14 protein-coding genes and 4 pseudogenes are annotated in these 20,325 nt (G+C 55.0%); 6 read left to right on the forward strand and 12 right to left on the reverse strand.

Annotated features, from left to right (window positions below; all coding sequences use genetic code 11):
* The first annotated feature begins 127 nt into the window (after positions 1-127).
* Both H7K52_RS00435 and H7K52_RS00440 read left to right on the forward strand, forming a co-directional pair.
* Positions 128-757, forward strand: coding sequence for a Vat family streptogramin A O-acetyltransferase (locus H7K52_RS00435; RefSeq protein ID WP_003852426.1), 630 nt, complete (start codon positions 128-130; stop codon positions 755-757).
* A gap of 135 nt (positions 758-892) precedes the next feature.
* A pseudogene (locus H7K52_RS00440) lies at positions 893-1,396 on the forward strand (P-loop nucleotide/nucleoside kinase family protein).
* A 151-nt stretch (positions 1,397-1,547) separates the two neighbouring features.
* Here H7K52_RS00440 and H7K52_RS00445 read toward each other — a convergent pair.
* The 4 genes and pseudogenes from H7K52_RS00445 to H7K52_RS18830 all read right to left on the reverse strand — a co-directional run.
* Positions 1,548-3,086, reverse strand: coding sequence for a methyl-accepting chemotaxis protein (locus H7K52_RS00445; protein ID WP_003852423.1), 1,539 nt, complete (start codon positions 3,084-3,086; stop codon positions 1,548-1,550).
* A gap of 672 nt (positions 3,087-3,758) precedes the next feature.
* Positions 3,759-3,962: a hypothetical protein gene (locus tag H7K52_RS00450; protein ID WP_003852422.1), complete on the reverse strand. Its 204-nt coding sequence runs from the start codon at positions 3,960-3,962 to the stop codon at positions 3,759-3,761.
* Between the two features lie 90 nt (positions 3,963-4,052).
* Positions 4,053-5,969 (reverse strand): methyl-accepting chemotaxis protein, encoded by a 1,917-nt coding sequence (locus tag H7K52_RS00455; RefSeq protein ID WP_182629489.1) that lies wholly within the window; start codon positions 5,967-5,969, stop codon positions 4,053-4,055.
* A gap of 583 nt (positions 5,970-6,552) precedes the next feature.
* Positions 6,553-6,974: pseudogene (locus tag H7K52_RS18830) on the reverse strand (STAS domain-containing protein); the annotation flags it as partial.
* On the opposite strand from H7K52_RS18830, the pseudogene H7K52_RS18835 reads away from it, so the two are divergent.
* Positions 6,973-7,248, forward strand: a pseudogene (locus H7K52_RS18835) (BCCT family transporter); the annotation flags it as partial. The pseudogenes H7K52_RS18830 and H7K52_RS18835 sit on opposite strands and share 2 nt — an antisense overlap.
* A 55-nt stretch (positions 7,249-7,303) precedes the next feature.
* Here the strand turns inward: H7K52_RS18835 and H7K52_RS00465 are convergent.
* Positions 7,304-8,404, reverse strand: coding sequence for a mechanosensitive ion channel family protein (locus tag H7K52_RS00465; RefSeq protein ID WP_182629491.1), 1,101 nt, complete (start codon positions 8,402-8,404; stop codon positions 7,304-7,306).
* 200 nt (positions 8,405-8,604) lie between these two features.
* On the opposite strand from H7K52_RS00465, the pseudogene H7K52_RS00470 reads away from it, so the two are divergent.
* Positions 8,605-8,787 (forward strand): annotated as a pseudogene (locus H7K52_RS00470) (EAL domain-containing protein); the annotation flags it as partial.
* A gap of 87 nt (positions 8,788-8,874) precedes the next feature.
* On the opposite strand, the gene biuH reads toward H7K52_RS00470, so the two are convergent.
* From biuH to H7K52_RS00485, 3 genes are read right to left on the reverse strand one after another with little or no spacing between them, the layout of a single operon-like run.
* The gene (biuH, locus tag H7K52_RS00475; protein ID WP_182629492.1) at positions 8,875-9,561 is read right to left on the reverse strand and encodes a biuret amidohydrolase; all 687 of its coding nucleotides are present in this window, start codon (positions 9,559-9,561) and stop codon (positions 8,875-8,877) included.
* Positions 9,542-10,858 carry a purine-cytosine permease family protein gene (locus H7K52_RS00480; protein ID WP_182629493.1) on the reverse strand — a complete coding sequence of 439 codons (1,317 nt, stop codon included), beginning with the start codon at positions 10,856-10,858 and terminating at the stop codon, positions 9,542-9,544. The genes biuH and H7K52_RS00480 overlap by 20 nt, the downstream gene beginning before the upstream one ends.
* The gene (locus H7K52_RS00485; protein WP_182629494.1) at positions 10,855-12,291 is read right to left on the reverse strand and encodes an amidase; all 1,437 of its coding nucleotides are present in this window, start codon (positions 12,289-12,291) and stop codon (positions 10,855-10,857) included. Before H7K52_RS00485 ends, H7K52_RS00480 begins: the two co-directional genes overlap by 4 nt.
* Before the next feature lie 366 nt (positions 12,292-12,657).
* Between H7K52_RS00485 and H7K52_RS00490 the strand changes: the two genes are divergently transcribed.
* Together H7K52_RS00490 and H7K52_RS00495 are read left to right on the forward strand one after the other, a co-directional pair.
* A complete protein-coding gene (locus H7K52_RS00490) occupies positions 12,658-13,224 on the forward strand; it encodes a hypothetical protein (RefSeq protein ID WP_182629495.1) in 567 nt (188 codons plus the stop codon).
* Positions 13,211-13,438 (forward strand): hypothetical protein, encoded by a 228-nt coding sequence (locus tag H7K52_RS00495; RefSeq protein WP_003852400.1) that lies wholly within the window; start codon positions 13,211-13,213, stop codon positions 13,436-13,438. Before H7K52_RS00490 ends, H7K52_RS00495 begins: the two co-directional genes overlap by 14 nt.
* An 87-nt stretch (positions 13,439-13,525) precedes the next feature.
* Here the strand turns inward: H7K52_RS00495 and H7K52_RS00500 are convergent, their stop codons facing one another.
* The 4 genes from H7K52_RS00500 to H7K52_RS00515 all read right to left on the reverse strand — a co-directional run bounded on the left by H7K52_RS00500 (position 13,526) and on the right by H7K52_RS00515 (position 20,315).
* Positions 13,526-14,368, reverse strand: a complete 843-nt coding sequence (locus H7K52_RS00500; protein WP_003852399.1) for an oxidoreductase — start codon at positions 14,366-14,368, stop codon at positions 13,526-13,528.
* A 98-nt stretch (positions 14,369-14,466) separates the two neighbouring features.
* Entirely contained in the window at positions 14,467-16,248 is a 1,782-nt protein-coding gene (locus H7K52_RS00505) for a thiamine pyrophosphate-requiring protein (protein WP_003852397.1), read from the reverse strand.
* Positions 16,249-16,309: 61 nt separating this feature from the next.
* Positions 16,310-18,268 (reverse strand): hydantoinase B/oxoprolinase family protein, encoded by a 1,959-nt coding sequence (locus tag H7K52_RS00510; protein ID WP_182629496.1) that lies wholly within the window; start codon positions 18,266-18,268, stop codon positions 16,310-16,312.
* Position 18,269: 1 nt separating this feature from the next.
* Positions 18,270-20,315, reverse strand: coding sequence for a hydantoinase/oxoprolinase family protein (locus H7K52_RS00515; RefSeq protein WP_182629497.1), 2,046 nt, complete (start codon positions 20,313-20,315; stop codon positions 18,270-18,272).
* Positions 20,316-20,325: the final 10 nt, after the last annotated feature.

The raw sequence follows: 20,325 nt of genomic DNA on the forward strand, positions 1-20,325 counted from the left end.
TCAGGAAACGGAAGTTTTTCACAGACAGAATCTATCCCTCATCATGGTTACATTGTGTCTGTGAAAAGGACAACGGGCATTAGGGTATACACTGGAACGACCTAAAGCCGCACGTAAAGGAGAGAATATGTACGGACCGGATCCGGCCAATCCCCATCCAATGGAAGGCTTCCCACAAGTTTGTTTTATTAAAAACAGGGTGAAAAACCCCAACATCATCATCGGTGATTTTACGTATTATGATGACCCTGAAGGCGCAGAAAACTTCGAGCGCAATGTCCTTTATCACTTCCCGTTTATTGGCGACAAACTCATTATTGGAAAATTTTGCGCTATAGCGAAAGGCGTTCAGTTCATTATGAATGGGGCTAACCACAGCATGACGGGGTTCTCCACTTATCCGTTCTACATCTTCGGAAACGGATGGGAAGCAAGCCAGCCTCACGCCAGTGACCTGCCTGATAAAGGCGATACAGTGATTGGCAATGACGTATGGATTGGTTATCAGGCGCTGATTATGCCAGGCATTAAAATCGGTAACGGCGCGATCATTTCGTTACGTTCTGTCGTCACGTCGGATGTCCCGGCATATTCGATTGTGGGGGGTAATCCAGCCAGGGTTATCAGGCAGCGTTTTAACGATGAGACCATATCCATACTCGAGAAGCTGGCCTGGTGGGACTGGCCTGTGGAAAAGATTACCCAAAACCTCCCGGCAATCCGCTCTGCTAATGTTGAAGCCTTGCCAGATAAATAGCTATGCAGAATCACCCACGTTCGCTGCGGGCAAAGGGTGATGCGCATTCGTAATGTGTATGGATAATCGCGCGCAGCGTGCTCTGCAAACATGTCAGAATTTAACGCTGGAGCGCGGATTTAAACAGGAGTCGTTATGCTGTACATATTCAGTGGCCTTCCCGGTTGTGGAAAAAGCACGGTCGCTAAAATGTTATCTGAAAAATTAAAAGCGGTGTATTTACGCGTCGATACGATCGAACAGGTACTGCGTAATGAATCAGCAGCGTTCAGAGAGATTGGCCCTGAAGGCTATTTCATCCTCTATGCGCTTGCGCGGGAGAATCTCAGACTGGGACTACCCGTTGTCACTGACTCAGTAAATGATCTTAATCTGGTGCGAGATAGTTTTCGTGATATCGCACTATCATCAGGTGTTCCCTTTCTGGAAATCGAAATCCTTTGTTCGGATCCGGAACAGCATCGGGCTCGTGTAGAGAACAGAATCTCAGAAATTCCTGGCTTAAAAGTGCCTGACTGGCAGGCCGTCATGGATCGTGATTATGAACCCTAGAGAAGGGATCATCTGCAGCTGGATACCGCAAAATTATCGCCCGCTGCGTGCGTCGATATAATTCTCAAAGCGAGCCTTCCGTTCTGAGCGCATTTAGCCCGCATCCTTGACGGCAATAAATTTTTTTGACCCTCAGGCTGCACCCTGCCCTACACGGGATTGAAACCGGTAAAACAGGGCCAGTCACGCTATGTTCTCAGCCTGTGCGGTAATAAACGCTGGCTGAATCCGGATTGGCTCAGAGCTTAAATGAGCTGACCTCTGTCAGCAGCCTGCCCGCCTGCTGACTCAGTGAGCCCGCAGCGGCAGACATCTGCTCTACCATTGCGGCATTCTGCTGCAGATTGCTTTCCATCTGCGTGACCGCAATGTTCACCTGGTCGATCCCATAACTCTGCTCTTTAGAGGAAGTATTGACCTGATTAATCAATTGCGTCGTTTCATCAACAACACTCAGAGCTTCATTCATTCGCGACGTCACATTCGCTGCGTATACCACGCCTTTATCCACATTCTGGATTGCTTCTTCAATCAGACCCCGGATATCCTGGGCTGCTACAGAAGAACGCTGTGACAATGAGCGGACCTCGCCGGCGACCACGGCAAACCCCTTGCCCTGCTCCCCGGCACGGGCGGCTTCCACTGCAGCGTTAAGCGCCAGAATGTTGGTCTGAAACGCAATGCCATCAATAATGGAGATAATTTCTGAAACCTTATTTGAAGAGACAGAGATATCGTTGATGGCACTTGTTAAATCATTCAGCTCACGGTTGCTATGGTTGACGATGGATTGCACTTTACCGATGAAGTTATTCGCCTCTGTCGCGTTATCCATATTGTGTTTCACGGTGGCCGACAGCTCGTTCATACTGGCTGCGGTTTGCTCAAGTGAAGAAGCCTGAGACTCTGAGCGTGATGACAGATCATCATTGCTGTGAGCGATTTCCTCTGACGCCGTATCCACCTCTTTGCTGGCATCCCGGACGCCTGACAGAACCTCCCGAAACTTAGTCACAAGGGCATTAAAACTGCCAGCCGTTGCGCCCAGTTCATCTTTTTTATTGAGATTTACCCGAAGAGTCAGGTCCAGGGTTTCCTCGATGGTTTTCATGGTGCTCTGTAAATTCTGCAGGCCTTTTCTGATATAGCTCAGGACAGAGTACGAAGAAAGGGCTGTCATTAACACCGCGGCTGCAATAATGCTGCTCAGAAGCCATAACGTATGCAGATACTCGGCATGATTTTCCGCTGCAAATTTGTTGGCAACCTGATAGTTATAAGCCAGGATGTCCTTCAGATTCTGGCTTACCACAACCGATGCCGCCGCTGTCTCTCCCTGATCGGAAACCATAGCCCTGGCCGCATCAATGCCGCCGGTCTGATAAACGCCCACCATCTTATTCACTTTCTCGAGATAGACGCCGAAATCCTGAATAGTCTGGCTTATCAACTGGCCGTCGTTATCGTCTGTAATCAGGTGAGATTTATAATAATCCATTGCCTCGCGCGTTTTGGTCAGATATTCCTTTGCGGTGACCATATGCTTTTCAAATATCGCTTTATCGGTAACCAGAAGACCCATCAGTATCTGCCGTCTTGCTTCTTCACGAAGCTGAGAGATTTCACTGATTTTGTTAATGCTGGGCAGAGAGTTGGTCGCCACATACTCGAACCGATCCTGTGCGCCGCCCAGAGAGCGGATACTGATAATGCCCAAAAAAAGCAGCGCCAGAAGTGTAAAGGTAAAGACCAGCGTAAGTTTCTTTAAAATTGTCATGAGAGGTTACCCGAGGGAGATGTCAAGATACCTTTCTTTTATCGGCTATCCTAAAACACACTTTATGGTCAGACGGTGAAACTAAGCAGTTATTGTTATGTTTTTTGAGAGATATCGAAGTTTGCACTCATTACGATAATTGACCTTTTCCGGATAATCCGGCGACGCGGCACGACCGGCGACGCCCGTACATGACGCGACACCATGAGAGGAAAAAGCGAGAAACGCTTGCATATCACTGCCGGACACCATAGAGTGGAAAAAAGCTAAAAATCACGTGCAGGTTATAACCTGTCCCTTAAGCGGCTGTCTGAATTAATAAAATTACTGTGAAAAATGGGCTGCATCAGCCTCGGACCCGCTGAATACATCAAAATACTTACTGATATCTTTCAGCGATTTCACAGGCTTGCTTATCCGGACTGATACAGCTTACAGCCGGTAATGCGTTCAGCCACCGGGTCAGCCGTACCCTTTCCCTATGCTCGTCTGAACGAGCCTCGTTGCCAGGAAGATTGAGGATCACAGGAATAAATCTGAATGTTTGTTGCTACAGTAAATCGGGTGCGCCCGATCATTAATGCAGTGCGGAGGTTAACCACGTCCTCTTCAGATCAACCTCTCATCGCACGCAAAATTCTGTCGCCAGGGATTGTAGCAACCCGTTCACTCTCATTTTGTGGCGAACGGGTAAGTGAGCAGGCTGACTGCGCCTGCTATTTCGTTTTGCAGGATGCAGTCAGGTTCTTCATCTAACAACAGACATAGTTGGGCAATGACTTTTGCACGGGTGACTGGCTCGCCATCATAAAAAAGAGCCTCCACCGCCTTACCAATGTGAACATGCAGTGCATTAACGGCGTTATCGTCACACATTTACCACCTCCGATGACATAAACCCGAAAGGAGACCACCGGATGCCAGAAACGACGTCGGGCGGCCCCTCAGAATGCAGGACAACGATGATCAGAAGGTTTCCCAGTTTGCTTTCGACGCCATCAGGGATACTGAGGGTTGTACGTTGCGCCTGGTGGTCTGCGCCCTGGGTGTAAACGCCCCAGAAGACGGCACACGGAAAACGGCAACGGTTTTTTCAAGCTCAAGCGCCTGTTCTTCGAGACTGCTGGCCGCAGCAGAAGACTCCTCAACCAGCGCAGCGTTTTGCTGGGTTGTACTATCCATTTCCGTCATGGCCTGTGCAATCTGGGTAATGCCGCGATTCTGTTCGTCTGATGCAGCGGCAATTTCACCCATGATGTCCCTTACCTGCGTCACGGACCTGACGATACCCTCCATTGTCACGCCGGCGCGGTTTACCAGCTCAGTACCGTTACTCACTCTGTCCAGTGATTCCCGAATCAGCACTTCTATCTCTTTTGCGGCCAGTGAACTGCGCTGTGCAAGATTGCGCACTTCGCCTGCCACAACGGCAAAGCCCCGGCCCTGCTCACCTGCGCGCGCGGCCTCTACTGCCGCATTCAACGCCAGAATATTCGTCTGGAAAGCGATACCGTTAATAACGGTGATGATTTCGCCGATTTTGCCTGAGCTCTGACTTATTCCGCCCATTGTGGTTATCACCTCACTGATGATTTCCCCGCCGCAGCTGGCATTGTGCGACGCCTCCGTGGCCAGCTGACTGGCGTGATGGGCGTTCTCCGCATTCAACTTAACGGTGGAGGTTAATTCCTCCATGCTGGCAGCCGTCTCAACCACGGCAGCCGACTGCTGTTCTGTGCGCGATGAGAGGTCGGTATTTCCTGCTGCAATCTCAGACGAGGCGCGGGCGACGTTATTCACCCCATCCCGGACCCGGGAGATGATGTTACGCAGGCTCAGGTTCATGGCACCCATGGCAGTCATCAGTTCGCCAAGCTCATCAGTACGGGAACTGGTTATTTCGGCGGTCAGGTCACCTTCAGCGATACGCTGTGCCGAAGAAAGCGTCTCTCTCAGCGGAACGGTGATGCTGCGGGTCATTCTCCAGGCAATCAGGAGACTGAGAGTGATACAGACAAGGGTGGCAAAACCAATCTGCCACAGTGCGGTATGCATGTATTTCTGAGCCTGTTCAGACTGAAAGAACGCGAGGTCAGTGATTGACTGATTCAGTTTTCCCGCCGCTGCGGTCATTTCATCTGAGGCGCGTTTTTCGACCTGCACTGACTGGAGATAATTATTTAACAGCGTGGTGCCTGAGGTGGCTTTTTGCGCCACATCGGCCAGAAGCGCACCGAGTGAGGTGTCAGCGAGACCACTAAGCTGACTGACGAGTGGTGAAAAACCGTCTTTGATTTCGTTAAACTTATTCAGTGTGGAAGCATCTGGCCCATGCATGAACGCCTGAACATAAAATGCAGCCTGTTCAGTTTTGAGGCTGAGAGCCAGCAGGGGTGCAGTAAGGTCTGCCGGGACATAAGCCTGTCGGGCAGCCAGTTTTTCCGCCACTGACGTCAGTCCGAGAGCCTGAATATCATTCAGAGAAAGGGCTGCACTGTGGTTGCTTGCGAGAAAGTGCTGACGCTTTTCCTGATACTGAGCCAGAGCAGTATTGAGCGCAGAAAGCTTTTCACGACCGCCTGTTGACCAGGAATATTTCTCAAGATTTTTGTACAAAGCAGACAACTGATTCATCGCCTCACCGTTGAGTTCGATGAATTTAGTGTCGCGGGTGTACTGAAATAGCGTGCGGTTCAGCCTCGCTTTCGCCAGTGCATCAACCATTTGTACCGTGACGTCGCGCTTTTCCGAGTTATCCTGGATTTTTAAAAAACAGAGGGCAGCAAGGACTGATATAGCCAGTGACGCCAGTATAACCAGCAAAAACCCCAGAGTAAGTTTCCTGCCTATATTGAATTTTGACACTTTTTTTATAATATTCATTTTAATAATCCTGGTGTTGAAAAGTACCTGAGACTGACATTTCCTCAGGGTTACGTTACATATCGGCATAGCGACGATATTTATTAGAGCCACTTTCATCACCCGCCCTTAAATAATGATATTTATTGATGCAGATCACCTCCCTTAATATTTGTATCTGGCCGTGTAAATTAAGACCCTGATAATTCACCAAGTTATCATTCAGACTCTAACCTGAAAGGCTCTGCTGAAAAAAAGCGATAACCTATTCCGCACGCTTCTGATTTTATTGTACAAATTAAAAGACATGAGACGGAATAGCATGTTAACTGAATAAATAGAGAGAAATAACCTTCAGATCTTAAGGTTTATTAAGCTTTGTGTTTTTACCTGGAAAGGTATTACCGGAAGGACAGGGGAAAAAGGGCATTTCAGCCTTCTTGTTTTCCAGAATAAGAATACGAGGTCAACGCGTTACTGAATTTTGTAAGCAGCCGATTATGCAAATGAAAAATCATTAACAGGCCTGCTTTTTCATTCAGTCCGGAACCTGCGGGAGGATCTTTTTTCCAGCACGTGCATCAGGGCTAGCGGCACATCCGGTTTAGCGGCTGCCCATCAGCTTTTCAACTTCTTCGGGTTTGTCATGCACACCAAAGCGGTCAACGAGAGTGCGGATCGCCCCGTTCATGCCTCTGACGTCCACCTCGGCACCTTTGCGACGGAACTTAATCACGATGCGGTTCAGCACGCTGACCGACGTGATGTCCCAGAAATGGGCGAGCGACACGTCGATGACCACGCGATCCAGCGCCTCGTGGAAATCGAAGTGATGGATAAACCGGTCAGCCGAGGCAAAGAAGACCTGCCCGGTTACGGTATAGGTGCGTGTCTCGCCCTTCAGCACCGAGGAGACCGCCATAAAGCAGGCCACTTTGGTGGCAAAGTTCAGCGACGCAATCAGCACGCCGGTCAGTACCCAAACGCCAGATTGTGGGTGGCCACCACCACGGCAACGGTCGCTACGCTGCGCTGGATGACTTTTTTCGGCAACAGCGCAATCTGGCTGATTGTGCAGCAGGGTGCCATTGACCTGCCGCAGAGGATCGTGAGCGATCAGACGCTGGCACTGTTCAACTTCCCTGAGCACTTCCCCTTCAGCTCGCTGCTCTCCTTTATTGCCATGGCGATGGTGGCCGTGCTCTTTGTCACCTCTGCGGACTCAGGCGCCAGGGTGGTCGATACGCTGGCATCGGGCGGCACCGACAAGCCCCCCTGTCGGTATGGCCTGTTTAAGGCTTTACGCGTTGACGCCTGTTTGCAACAGTAAACGCCGTTCCGCACCTCAAAACCCGCTATTCAGCTATTTCCCTTGCTGACTTTTCACCCCCGCTATCCGTCAGTGACGCCCTCACCTGTGGCAGGCTTTCCGGGTAATTCTGCTGAATAAACTCAATCATCTTTTCCCGGACGTAACAGCGCAGATCAAAAGCGATTGGCGAGTTCTGGGCAGTCATCAGCATCCTGATGGTCATGGTTTTTTCGGTGGTATCCGTCACCTGAAGTACAGACGTTTCCCCATCCCAGAGTTTGGTTTCACTCAGGACTTTTTCAAACTGCCTGCGCAGCGGCTCCAGCGGCTCCAGCGGCATGGAGTAATCCACGTAGAGAAATACCGATCCTAAAATCTGGGCATTATTACGCGTCCAGTTCTGAAACGGATTCTCAGTGAAGTAAGTAATTGGCAGCACCAGACGGCGCAAATCCCAGATGCGCACCACCACATAGGTCAGGTTGATCTCCTCAATCCAGCCCCACTCTTTTTCCACCACCACCGCGTCATCAATTTTGATAGGCTGGGTAAAGGCGATCTGAATACCGGCAAACAGATTAACCAGCGACTTCTGTAAGGCGAAACCAATAATGATACCGGCAACACCTGCACCGGCCAGAATAGTGGTGCCGAATTTACGGACGCCAGGAAAGCTCAGCAGTATCAGTGAAATGCAGAACAGTACCAGGATGACAATAACCACTTTTTTGACATAGATAATCTGCGTACGAATTTTTCGTGCACGAAGATTATTCGAAATATTAATGTCATAGCGGATATAGAGCATATCCTGCGCCACATTGGTCAGCCGTATCAGGACCGAACAGAATGACATAATAATAAAGACGTTGATGATGTTAGTGATTAACTCAAGCGACTCAGGGTGAAAGTTAATGTAGTTAATCCCGACATTGATCATTAATAGCGGTACGAAAAAGAACATGGACCCGCTAAGGTGCTTCTCAAGGGATTTGAACAGCTTTCTGTCGCGACTCTGCCAGTAGCGGATAAAGGCCAGCAGGATAAGCCGGGCCAGGAAGCCCACGATAAACGAAAGCGAGACGAGTAATACAACAGGCACCCATGACGGGAAACCAGATAACTCACCGAATAACAATGGCATTATTTTCCCTTATAGTCAGCTGGCAACCTCAGGCTGTCAGCGAAGTGACAAACTCAGTAACCGTTGTCTGCACGGCTATCCGTTCGTAACACATTTAGCGCCCATGAGTATGAACCATCGCAGCGAAGTTGGCAGGAAATGCGCGATGATACGGCAGATTTACCTCAATGGCCCAAGCGAGCGGTCGGACTATCCCGCCCGGCGTAGCGGAAAATTCAGTAGCAAGTATTGAATCGATGATGAAGCTGGGTCAGCCCATGGGCCTGGTGGTCACAGCAGAAGGCGTGGAAACACAGGGGCAGATGTCTGCACTGGCGGATGCAGGCTGTAATCAGCTCCAGGGCTATCTGTTCAGTCAGGCGGTGCCCGACCTGAGACGCTGATGAAGAGAGCTGCGCCAGACAGTCGGTATCATCACCTGACGGGATAGCCTGAGCGGAGTTGTACGCTCAGGTTATCCGCCAGAAAGACTAACTGCCCAGGCTGTCCAGCAGTGCGGCAGAGGTGGCAACCGCGCCAAAGATGCCGCCCTGCATATGGATCATACTCAGCGCCGCCTCATGATGACGCCGCTCCGTTGCGGCACAGCAATCAGATAGCACCAGACACTCGAAACCGCGATCGTTGGCTTCACGTAGCGTGGTATGAACGCAGACATCGGTGGTTATACCGGTGAGAATCAGATTACGTATGCCACGACTGCGCAGTATCAGCTCCAGATCGGTGGCGTAAAATGACCCCTTACCTGGCTTATCAATCACGACCTCATCCGGCAACGGGGTCAGCTCCGGAATAATCTCCCAGCCTGGCTCGCCGCGCACCAGAATGCGGCCGCACGGTCCGACATCGCCAATGCCGGCATTCATCCGTCTCGAACGCCACCGTTTATTGGCGGGCAAATCGCTGAGGTCGGGCCGATGCCCTTCACGGGTATGGATAATCGGAAACTGCCGGGCGCGCATCGCGGCCAGCACCTGCTGCAACGGGGCGATGGGAGCGCGGGTCAGGCTGACGTCATAGCCCATGCTATCGACATAGCCGCCGACGCCACAGAAGTCGGTCTGCATATCAATCACAATCAACGCCGTGTCAGCCGGGGTGAAACTGCCGTCAAACGGCCAGGCGTAGGGGGTTGAATTAACGCTGTAATCGGGCATTGGTGTTCTCCATTACCGGGCGCGGCATGCGCATTTTGCTGATCAGGCTGTAGCTGATGGCGGCGGTCACCAGACCAATCACTGCTTCACCGAACTGTGGGAAAGCCACATGGGCGATTACCGCACACAGGCTACCTATTGCCCAGGCGGCAAACGCTGTGCCACGGAATCGCTGCGCCGGACGCTGCTCACTGATGCGCGCCATAAAGATCAAATCCACAATCATCACGGCACCAAATGGTGGCACCACGATCCCGAGCAGGCTGAGCCACTCCAGGAAGTAAGACCAGACGCCCGCCAGTGCCAGCGCGCCACCAATGGCGCCGAGGATCAGCGTCCACAGACGCATTTTGCTGCTGAACAGATGACTGAAGCCCACTGCACCGTTGTAGAGGCAGTGTGTGCAGACCGATCCCAGATTAATAAAGACAAACAGGCAGGCCACCACCGACAGGATGGCACTGTGCCCCATCAGCATCGGCAGGAAGTTACCGCCATTAGTCAGCGGATCCACCGCCGCGCCTGCGGCTACAATTACCACGCCGAACAGATACGAGATGACGTTCGCAACCGGAAAAGCGGAGAAGGCAGCGATGACCGCTGAGCGTCCATTCTTCGACCAGCGGGTAAAGTCAGCGGTCATGGTGCCGGAGTCGGCAAACCCGGCCACCACCATGGTGACGGCGGTGCCCATGCTCATTGCGCCGGCGGCGCTGGCGCTGCCTTTCCACTGCGTCACCACGGAGAAGTCATGCTGTTTGCTGATCAGCCACAGTGCCACCATTCCCAGCACCACAAACAGCGGCGCGGCGATCATCCCCAGCACGGACAGCGCCCGCACGCCCAGGAACGTGATGCCGGTGTAGAGGATCATGGCAAAGGCCGTCACCGCCAGCGCATTCCAGCCGAAGGTCTGATTAATCACCGTGCCGGTAAGGCCGGTCTGGAAGGCATACCAGCCGATCACCACCGTCGAGAGAAAACCCGAGACCAGGATGTAGCCTTTGCTGCCAAAGGTGCGTCTGGCCTGCAAAGCAAAGTTCATTCCGCTGTTTCCGGCGTACCAGCTCAACGCGCCGACATAGGCGAAGAGCACCAGGTTCCCCAGCAGGATGGCGATCAGCGCGGGCCAGAAGCCCAGATGCCAGGTAATGATGCCGCCAAACAGCGCATTGGTGAGGATCATTGGAAATCCAAACCAGACCGCTGAAACAGAGCGGGTTGAATGACGATGCGTCAGCGGCACCGGCTCATGTTCAAATTCCTGCTCCAGCGCAGGTGTGTCAGACGTTTTCATTGGGCGATTCCGGGTTGAAGGTGATTCCACGGCTGAATGCGCTCGAAAGCGGCACTGGCAGCCAGCACTAAAGCATCATCAAGATGACGACCAACAATCTGCATACCGACCGGCAGGCCGCTGGCGGTGAAACCGGCAGGCACTGACGCGGCGGGCTGGCCGGTGAAGTTGAACGGGAAGCAGAATGAGAGCCAGTGATCGTTGCGAACCATGCGACTATCAATGATCTCCGGTCCCTGCATTCCCAGCGGAAACGGCGGCACGGCCAGCGTCGGCGTGATCAACAGATCAAAGCGCTGCATAAAGCGCCACAGGCTATTGCTGACCGCTTTGCGGGTGGCGATGGCATCGGTAAAGTTCTCTGCCCGCCAGTCGCGCTGTAACATAGCGACCAGATGCGGTGACATCGTGCTGCCCTGCTCCACCATCATCTGGCGCATGCCGGTGAGATCACTTTCCATCGCCACCAGTGCGCCAAAAGCGGCTGACGGATCCGGGAAGCCAGGATCGGCCAGCTCCAGTTCCGCACCGATTTCAGCAGCAAATCGCCTTACCGCCGCGCTGACAACAGCGCGGACTTCCGGGTCAACGGCCACATAGCCAAAATCTGCGCTGAATGCGATACGCAACTTGCCAGGCAGATGTTCTGGTGCACCCAGCCAGTCAACGTCGCTGCAGGGGATCGAGTGGCGGTCCCGTATATCCGGTCCTGCCATCAGTGACATCATCAGGGCGGCATCGCGCACGCTGCGCGTCATCGGCCCGATATGCTCCAGCGACTCCCAGCTTGAGACGCCGGGATAGCGTTCATCACGACAGCCAGGCCATAACGGCACCCGCCCCATCGACGCCTTGAAGCCAAAAATGCCGCAGTGCGCCGCCGGAATACGCACTGACCCGCCGCCATCGCTGCCCAGTGCAATCGGGCAAAGGCGTGCCGCCACCGCCGCCCCGGAACCCGCGCTGGAACCGCCCGGCGTCATCGCCAGATTCCAGGGATTGCGCGGCGACGGAAACAGCGGATTGTGTCCAACACCGCTGTAGCCAAACTCCGGCGCGGTGGTTTTACCCAGCAGAATGGCGTCGGCGGCCAGTAGCCGTTCCACCGTGATGTCGTCATCTTCCGGTACGAACTCTTTGTATGCTGCTGAACCGGAGGTAGTGCGGACGTTTGCGGTGCAGATGAGATCTTTTACCGCCAGCGGCACGCCTGCCAGCGCGCCCAGTGTTTCTCCCCGCGCACGTCGGTCATCTATGGCTTTAGCCTGTGCCATCGCAAGCTCGGGTGTCGGGGTGCAAAAGGCCTGCACCGTCGGTTCACGCTGTTCCATCCTCGCCAGCGCCGCAGCGGTCAGTTCGCAGGCTGATACTTCCCCGTTGCGGATCAGAGCGACCATCGTCGTGGCATCGTCGTCTAATAAGGAGTCAAACATGGGTTACCTCGCCAAAAGTGTACCCATGATCTAGTGCATGAAGCGTGCCAGATAGCCGCGAACTCAAGGGGCTGGGTCAGGGATGCGAGGTGGAATACGGGCTGGGATACAAGATCGAATTCTTATGGTGTCAGAAGCGGGTCGCTGTTTATTTTTTCAGCACAGTGATGGCGCAGGGCTGCGCAATAAGGGTGCGTGCCAGGTGAATGGTTTGTGGGCTGGCTTACAGAACGGTGTTGTTAATGCGCAACAGCGGCTGAAATGCTGGAATGAATAACCTCACTTTTACCATGGATGTTTGACGGTGCTGAGCAGGAACTGAAAAATCGAGTTTCAGGGATTCATATGTTACGGCAGGGATGAGAAGTGCGTATTGAAGAAGATATTTATCTCGAAAACTACGAAATCAGACGAAAAAGATTTATTTATGACCGCCAGATTTATCACAGCTACGTTTTTGTTGGCGGCAGCGAAACTTACACTGTCATCGTTGGCGACCGGATAGATGAACAGACCTTTACCCGCATCGGATATCGGATGCCACCCGGTATCTCCTTTCCTGTTAACGGGCTGGCTGAGGTCTGTTTTGACGTGTTCGATGGTCTGGAGTGCATGAGCGATTTTCGCCACATCAGCATTCCCGGATTAGGTAGTGCAGTCGTTTTAAAAAGTGTAGTACTTGCGTTAATGGCACACCATGAAAGCTTCTCTATCGGCGGTTTTGTTTTCCAGCCTGCGTCTGGCGAGATCGTTGAACGCAATCGTCCGACGCCTCTGGAAGAGATCTACGACGTCATGCTTGGGTTAAAAAATGAACTACGCTACAATCGCCGAACAGGGTTGCCGAAGAAAGCGCCGCAACCTTTAATCCCGGACTGTTTCCAGGCTTATAAAGTAGTGACTACAGGGAGAGCTTGCTATGTCGTTTTATGATACACACGATGAAACAACCCCTTTGGCTCCGGTTGAAACCCGATATAAAGAGTTAAGGGCACTTTTGATTGCAGAGTGGCTGGCCCGGCCCGATCTGCCCGCCATTAAAGCTCAGTTAGCTCAGGCGAGAAAACGTTCCTCATCTGCCCTGTTGCGCCGCAAGCTGAAAGAACTGAATGCGCGCGACATGCAGGAAGCAAAGATCCCCGATTAGCACTCAAAGGCCCGATAAACGGGCCTTTCGTATTTTAATAGCTTCTGGTTCACCCGCAGGCGGCTTCCCGCCACCCACAATTCACCTCTATTCCGGAAAATCCGTCTCCACCGACGTCTGTTTCCACGCGTCTATCTCAGCCAGCCGCTCTTTGAGCTTACCTGTCACGGCGTCATGGCCCCAGGCACCCATCACCAGATGACGTGGCGGGTTTTCATGCTCGGTAATAGCAATCATCGCCGCGGCGGCCCGCGCCGGATCGCCCTTCTGAGTGCCGCTGTATTCGGATGTCGCTTTCATCCGCGCGGCGGCGGTCTCCGCATAGTCTGGCAGCGTGCTCGGCGTCTGATGCAGTGAGCGTCCGGCCCAGTCGGTGCGGAACGGACCTGGCTCAACACAGGTCACGTGAATGCCCAGCGGACCGGCTTCCAGCGCCAGCGAATCGGACCAGCCTTCCACCGCATGTTTGCTGGCAGAGTAGTAGCCTGAGCTGGCAAAACCGATTAAGCCTGCCACTGAGGTAATGTTGATCACGTGGCCGCTGCGCGCCTTTCTCATTGCGGGCAGCACGGCGCGGGTCAGGGCAAACAGACCGAAAACGTTGGCATCAAACTGCGCGCGGATTTCGCTTTCCACACCCTCTTCCACCGAGCTCTGATAACCGTAACCGGCGTTGTTTACCAGCACATCAATGGTGCCGAACGTGTCCAGGGCCGCACTGACGGCCTGGTCAATACTCAACTGCTGCGTCACATCCAGCGCTACCGCCAGTGCGTTGTCGTGTCCCTCAACCAGATCGGCAATGGACGCGGTATCACGCGCCGTCACAACCACCTTAAAGCCACGCGCGATGGTCTGCTGCGCCAGTTCACGACCAAAACCGGTCGAACATCCCGAGATTAACCAGACAGGGCTGGAATGAGCAGTCATAACAAGACTCCCGTTGAGAATGATGAAGGGGTTTAAGACCCGGACGCGAGGGCATCCGGGAATAAAGGTTAGTGAGACGCGACCGCCCCACTTAGCCCTTAATGCTTTTTATGAAACAGCTGACTGGCGGTGTCGCTGATGATTTGCGCTGCGCCGCGATCGCCCTTCACCATCGACGCCATAAAGGCTTTCGCCTGCTTAAAGGTGATGTGTGGCGGTAATGGCGCGACTTCCGGATCGGTTTTCACCTCCAGTAATACCGGGCGATCGGCGCTGAGCGCACGCTGCCAGGCACCTGCCAGATCGTCAGGATTGTCGACAAAAATACCGACCATTCCCAGCGACTGCGCAAACTCAGCGTACTTCACATCCGGCAGCTGCTGTGACGCGTCGAAGCGTGGGTTACCCTCCATCACGCGCTGCTCCCAGGTGACCTGATTCAGATCCTGATTGTTGAACACGCAGACAATCAGGCGCGGATCGGCCCACTGCTGCCAGTATTTCTGAATAGTGATCAGCTCGGCCATGTTGTTCATCTGCATCGCACCGTCTCCCACCAGCGCCACCACCGGTTTTTCCGGGTGAGCAAATTTCGCGGCAATCGCGTAAGGCACCGCCGCGCCCATACAGGCCAGACCGCCGGAGAGTGACGCGCGCTGTCCCTGCTTCACCCGATAGTCGCGGGCAAACCAGTTGGCGCAGGAGCCGGAATCCGAGGTGACAATGGCGTTGTCCGGTAACTGAGGTGACATCTCCCACACTACCCGCTGCGGATTGACCGGATTAGCCGGTGCCATGGCACGCTCTTCCATCAGCGTCCACCAGTCACGTACCTGAACCGCAATATCCTCCTGCCAGCTGCGATCCGCTTTATGCTCCAGCAGCGGCAGCAGCGCGCGCAGCGTTTCTGCCGCATCGCCATGCAGGTTCACTTCGCTGGGATAGCGCAGGCCCAGCATGGCGGGATCGATGTCTATCTGCACCGCACGCGCCTTGCCCTCTTCCGGCAGAAATTCCGTCCACGGGAAGCCGCTGCCAATCATCAGCAGGGTGTCGCAGTTTTGCATTAAATCGGATGAAGGTTTCGTGCCGAGCAGGCCAATCGAGCCGGTAACAAACGGCGCGTCGTCCGGCAGCACATCTTTGCCCAGCAGCGCTTTTGCGACTCCGGCACCCAGCACATTGGCAACCTGTACCACCTCAACGGCGGCGTTGCGTGCGCCCGCACCGATGAGAATCGCCACTTTTTTACCGGCGTTAAGCACGTCGGCAGCGCGTTGCAGGTCCGCTTCGTAGGGGATAACTTTGGGACGCTGATAGCCGCTGCCGGAATGGGTGAAGCCATGCAGATGCTGCGGCGGCTGCCACTCTTCATCCTGAATATCTTTAGGGATGATGATCACCGCCACGCCGTTTTGCGCTTTGGCAATGCGCACGCCACGATCCAGCAGATGGCGCACCTGTGTCGGGGTCGAAGCTTCCTGAACGAAGTTAGCGACGTCCGAGAAGATGCGGTCCAGGTTCATCTCCTGCTGATAGCTGGCTCCCCGCGCAGTCGCTTCTGCCTGTCCGGCAATTGCCAGCACCGGCGCATGGTCCATTTTGGCGTCATAAAGCCCGGTCAGCAGATGGGTTGCGCCCGGCCCGCCAGTTGAGAGACAGACGCCCAGCTCCCCAGTAAACTTCGCGTGCCCGGCCGCCATAAAGGCCGCCATCTCCTCGTGCCGCACCTGAATAAATTCGATGCCGTCACCTTTAGCGTTAGCGCGCTGGATAGCTCCCAGCACGCCGTTAATCCCGTCACCTGGATAGCCGTAGATGCGTGTGACGCCCCACTCTTTCAGGCGCTGGACAAAAAAATCACTGGTTTTCATGCTCATCGTCGCGTTGCCTTCATAGTCCATGCAGACTTAAAGCGTAGTCGACGATGCGCACTCTCCGTTAATTGTTCGCCATGGCCGGGTATCGCTGATGCAAATCACTGAATATTTGATTCATATCCGCCGTTTCGCCTATCTCCGCTACCGCCCGGAATACCTGGGTTTTCAGGAAATGACGCCAGCTGACCGGTGCGCCTGCCAGAAAAGCGGTCAGCAACTGGTAACGCTGAGGTGTCCAGAGCGTTTCAAAGCGATTCCGTGCCTCGCCGTGCTCAAAATGCTGCGCAGCGCGTTGCGGCATCGCGGCGCGCAGGCGTGCTGTGGCTGACTCATCCACACCGTCATCAACGATCACTACGCCATACTGCGCCCGGGCTGCTGCGACGCTGAGATAACCACAGCGCACATCCTGCATGACCGCCTCAGTCTCGCGCTGTGACGGCAGGCCATAACCGCCCGCGCCAGGGCCGCGCACTTCGACCACGTCACCCGGCTGGCAGTGGATTACGTCTGTGTTGCCGTGATTGATAACCTCGCCATCGCGCCGGGTGCGGAAGTAAGAGAGCGCCCCGTTCTGCCCGCCCACCACACCCGCCGAGGCAAACACTGACCGGTTACGGTTGCGCGCGGTAATCGTGGTGTTGGGCGAGAAAATCTCAAATGCCATTTCGGTCGCTAAGCCGCCGCGATAGCGACCTGGGCCGGCGCTGTCCTGAGCCAGCCCGTAACGATGAAAACGGATCGGGACTTCCGCTTCGTTGATCTCAATGGGGGTGTTTTTCAGGAAGGCAGACAGCCCGCCAGAGCCGTCAGGCCCGTCATGACGCGGCGTACCGCCCGCGCCACCACCCACTGGACCCAGAGAAGCAACCACGCTGCGGTTATGCGTCTGCGTGCGGATGTTCATGATTGAATTACCGCCCGGTGAATTGGCGGGAAGACGGTCCGGCATCGCCAGCGAGAAGACGCCGATTGTCGCAATCTGCGACAGTGCACAGGTCAGCGAGCGCATCCCCACCGCCGCCGGTGCTTCACAATTCATCACCGTACCCGGCGGCAGGATCGCCCGGGTCGGTCGCAGTGTTCCCGCGTTCAGCAGCAGCGAACGATCCAGTGTGGAGAGCACATAAGTGACGCCCACCAGCGCCAGCGGATGCCGTTCACGGCCGCCGGTCGGCATGTTCAGTGACGAGGCCAGCTGCGGGTCGCTGCCGGTGTAGTCCAGCTCCAGCTGATCGCCCTGCACCCGCAGTGTAATGGCGATACGGCAGGGATAACCGCCCTCGCCATCTTCATCGGCGTAGTCGGCATAAAAATACTCCCCATCGGGAATGGTGCTGATAATGCTGCGGGCCTGTGCTTCGGCGTAATCGAGAATCCCTTCTATGCCCTGTAAAAAATCGTCGATACCAAAACGGGCGATAATGTCGTGGATTTTACGCTCACCGACGTTAACTGAAGCCAGCTGTGCTTTGAAATCACCCCAGTTCTGGTCCGGCACCCGCACGTTGAGCCGCATGATACTGGCGACCTCTTCATTGAGCTGCCCCTGCCGCATGATTTTCAGTGGCGGGATGCGGATCCCCTCCTGCACGATATCGGTCAACGAGCGCGACAGTGAGGCGGGCACCGCGCCGCCGACGTCGGTGTTATGAATGTGCCCCACCACGAAGCAGACAATTTCGCCCTGGTAAAACACCGGCTTCCAGATGTGGATATCGGGCGAGTGCGTTGCCACATTGCCGGCGTAGGCGTCATTAGTAATGCAGATATCACCGTCGGCGTAATCGTCAATCAGTGCCAGCACCGGCGCATAGTCGATGCCGCTGTACCAGGGTGCGCCAAAACTGCGCGGCGAGGCAAACGCCAGTCCGGTGCGGCTGACAATCTGGCAGGAGAAATCTTCCGTCTCTTTAACAAAGGTGGAGTGCGCGGTACGCATCAGGGTAAAGGCCATCGCATCGGCAGCAGCGGCGCAGTAGTTCGCCAGGATTTGTAAGTTACGTCCATCAATCGCCATATTATGCCTCGTTCGCCGTGATCAGCAGGTTACCAAAGGAATCGACCGTCACGCCCATACCGGGCGGCACGCAGGTGGTGCAATCGTTCTGCGCAATGATGACCGGACCCCGTAACTGATGGCCGGCAAGCAATACGGTTCGCAGCACCACATCCACCTGATGCCATGCGCCGTCGATCCATGCATCGGTCTGTTTCAGCACTGGCACCGGTTCTGTCGCCGTTGCGAGCCGGTTAATCACCGGTTTTGGCGTGGGTGAGGCGATCACCAGCCGCAGGTTAATCAACTGCACCGGTGCCTGCGGGTCACTGTGACCAAACAGCTGCTGATGCTGGCGATCAAAGGCGTCATGCAGCGCAGTGAAATCTGCCTGCGTCAGCCAGCTCGCCTCCAGCGGCACGTCGATTTCAAACGACTGTCCGTGATAGCGCATATCCGCGCTGAACTGCAGGCTATAGGGCATGTCGCTGCCGTGCTCCTGCGTCAGCCAGTTGCAGGCGCGCTGCTGCAAGGCTTCGGCTTCACTGGCTAATGTGTCAGCCAGCGCAGGCGTCAGGTCGCCGTAGAGTGTGCGGATAAAATCGTTGCGGATGTCCGCTACCAGTCCGCCTAATGCGGAGAGCACGCCTGGCGTAGGCGGAACAATCACCCCTTTCATGTTCAGTTCGCGGGCAAGAAAACAGCCCATCATCGGGCCCGCTCCGCCAAAGGCGAGGAACCAGAATTCACGTGGGTCCAGGCCAAAGCGGGACAGCAGGCCACTGGTGTCGCTGTACATGCTGGAGATCGCCAGTTGAATAGCGGTTTCCGCGGTCTCCTCGACCGAAATAGTGAGCGCATCGGCCAGGGGCTGCCAGGCCGCCCGGGCGGCGGCAACATCCACCGTCACGGCGTTATAACCCAGCGCGCCGTGGCCCATCATGCCGCAGGCGGCAAAGGCATCGGTGGCCGTCGGCTGTGTGCCGCCGCGCTGGAAGCAGACCGGACCCGGCAGCGATCCGGCACTGTCCGGTCCCATCTGCAATACGCCCTGCCCGTCAATCCACGCCAGCGAGCCGCCGCCTTGCCCCACTGAGGTGACGGCGACAGAAGGAATAAAGATCGGGAAATCGCCGATGATTTCGCCGTTGCCCTGCGCCACTTTGCCGTCAATGATCACCGCTACGTCGGCGCTGGTGCCGCCAATATCCAGGCTGAGGATTTTGTCAAAACCGCAGGCGCTGGCCAGATAGCTGGCTCCGATTACCCCGGAGGCGGTGCCGGAGAGCACCATCTGGACGCATTCGCGTTTCGCCTGCCCGACGCCCATTACCCCACCGTTGGATTTGGTGATGCGCGGCGGCGGCTTTACGCCAAGCCGTTTCAGTGCCTGCTCAAAGGATTCCAGGTAGTGAATGACCATCGGCTGCACGTAGGCATTAATAGTGGCGGTGATGGTGCGTTCATACTCACGAATAATCGGCCAGATGTCAGCGGAACAGGAGGTCAGCAGCTCAGGCGCGACTTCCTCAATAATCGCTTTAACTGCTGCTTCATTATGCCGGTTGCGATAGCTGTGCAGCAGCGACACGACAATACCCTGACAGCCTGCGGCGCGTGCCTGCTCAATGGCGTCCAGCACGCTCTGACGATCAGGCGCGTGCAGCACATTGCCGTGGGCGTCAATGCGTTCGCGGATGGCAAATACCCGGTCGCGGGTAATCAGCGGTGCGGCGCGCCGGGAGAAAAGATCATGGATATGCGGAATTTTCAGCCGCGCCAGCTCCAGAACATCGCAGAAGCCCTCGGTAGCAAACAGCGCCAGCCGCACACCGCGCCGCTGGATCACCGCGTTAATCCCTACCGTCGTGCCGTGGGTAATGTAGCCAATTTCAGCGGGATCAATGCCCTGATGCTGCTGAAATTGCGTCAGCCCGGTCTCGATTTCGCTGCCAGGTTTGTCCGGGCGTGACAGGACTTTGAGGGTATGGATCTGGTTCGTTTGCTGGTCCAGCACGGCGAAATCAGTAAAGGATCCACCAATATCCACGCCAACGCGGTATCGCATATCGGGTTAA

Origin of the sequence: Pantoea hericii, from assembly GCF_014155795.1 — a bacterium.
Lineage (GTDB): Bacteria > Pseudomonadota > Gammaproteobacteria > Enterobacterales > Enterobacteriaceae > Pantoea > Pantoea eucalypti.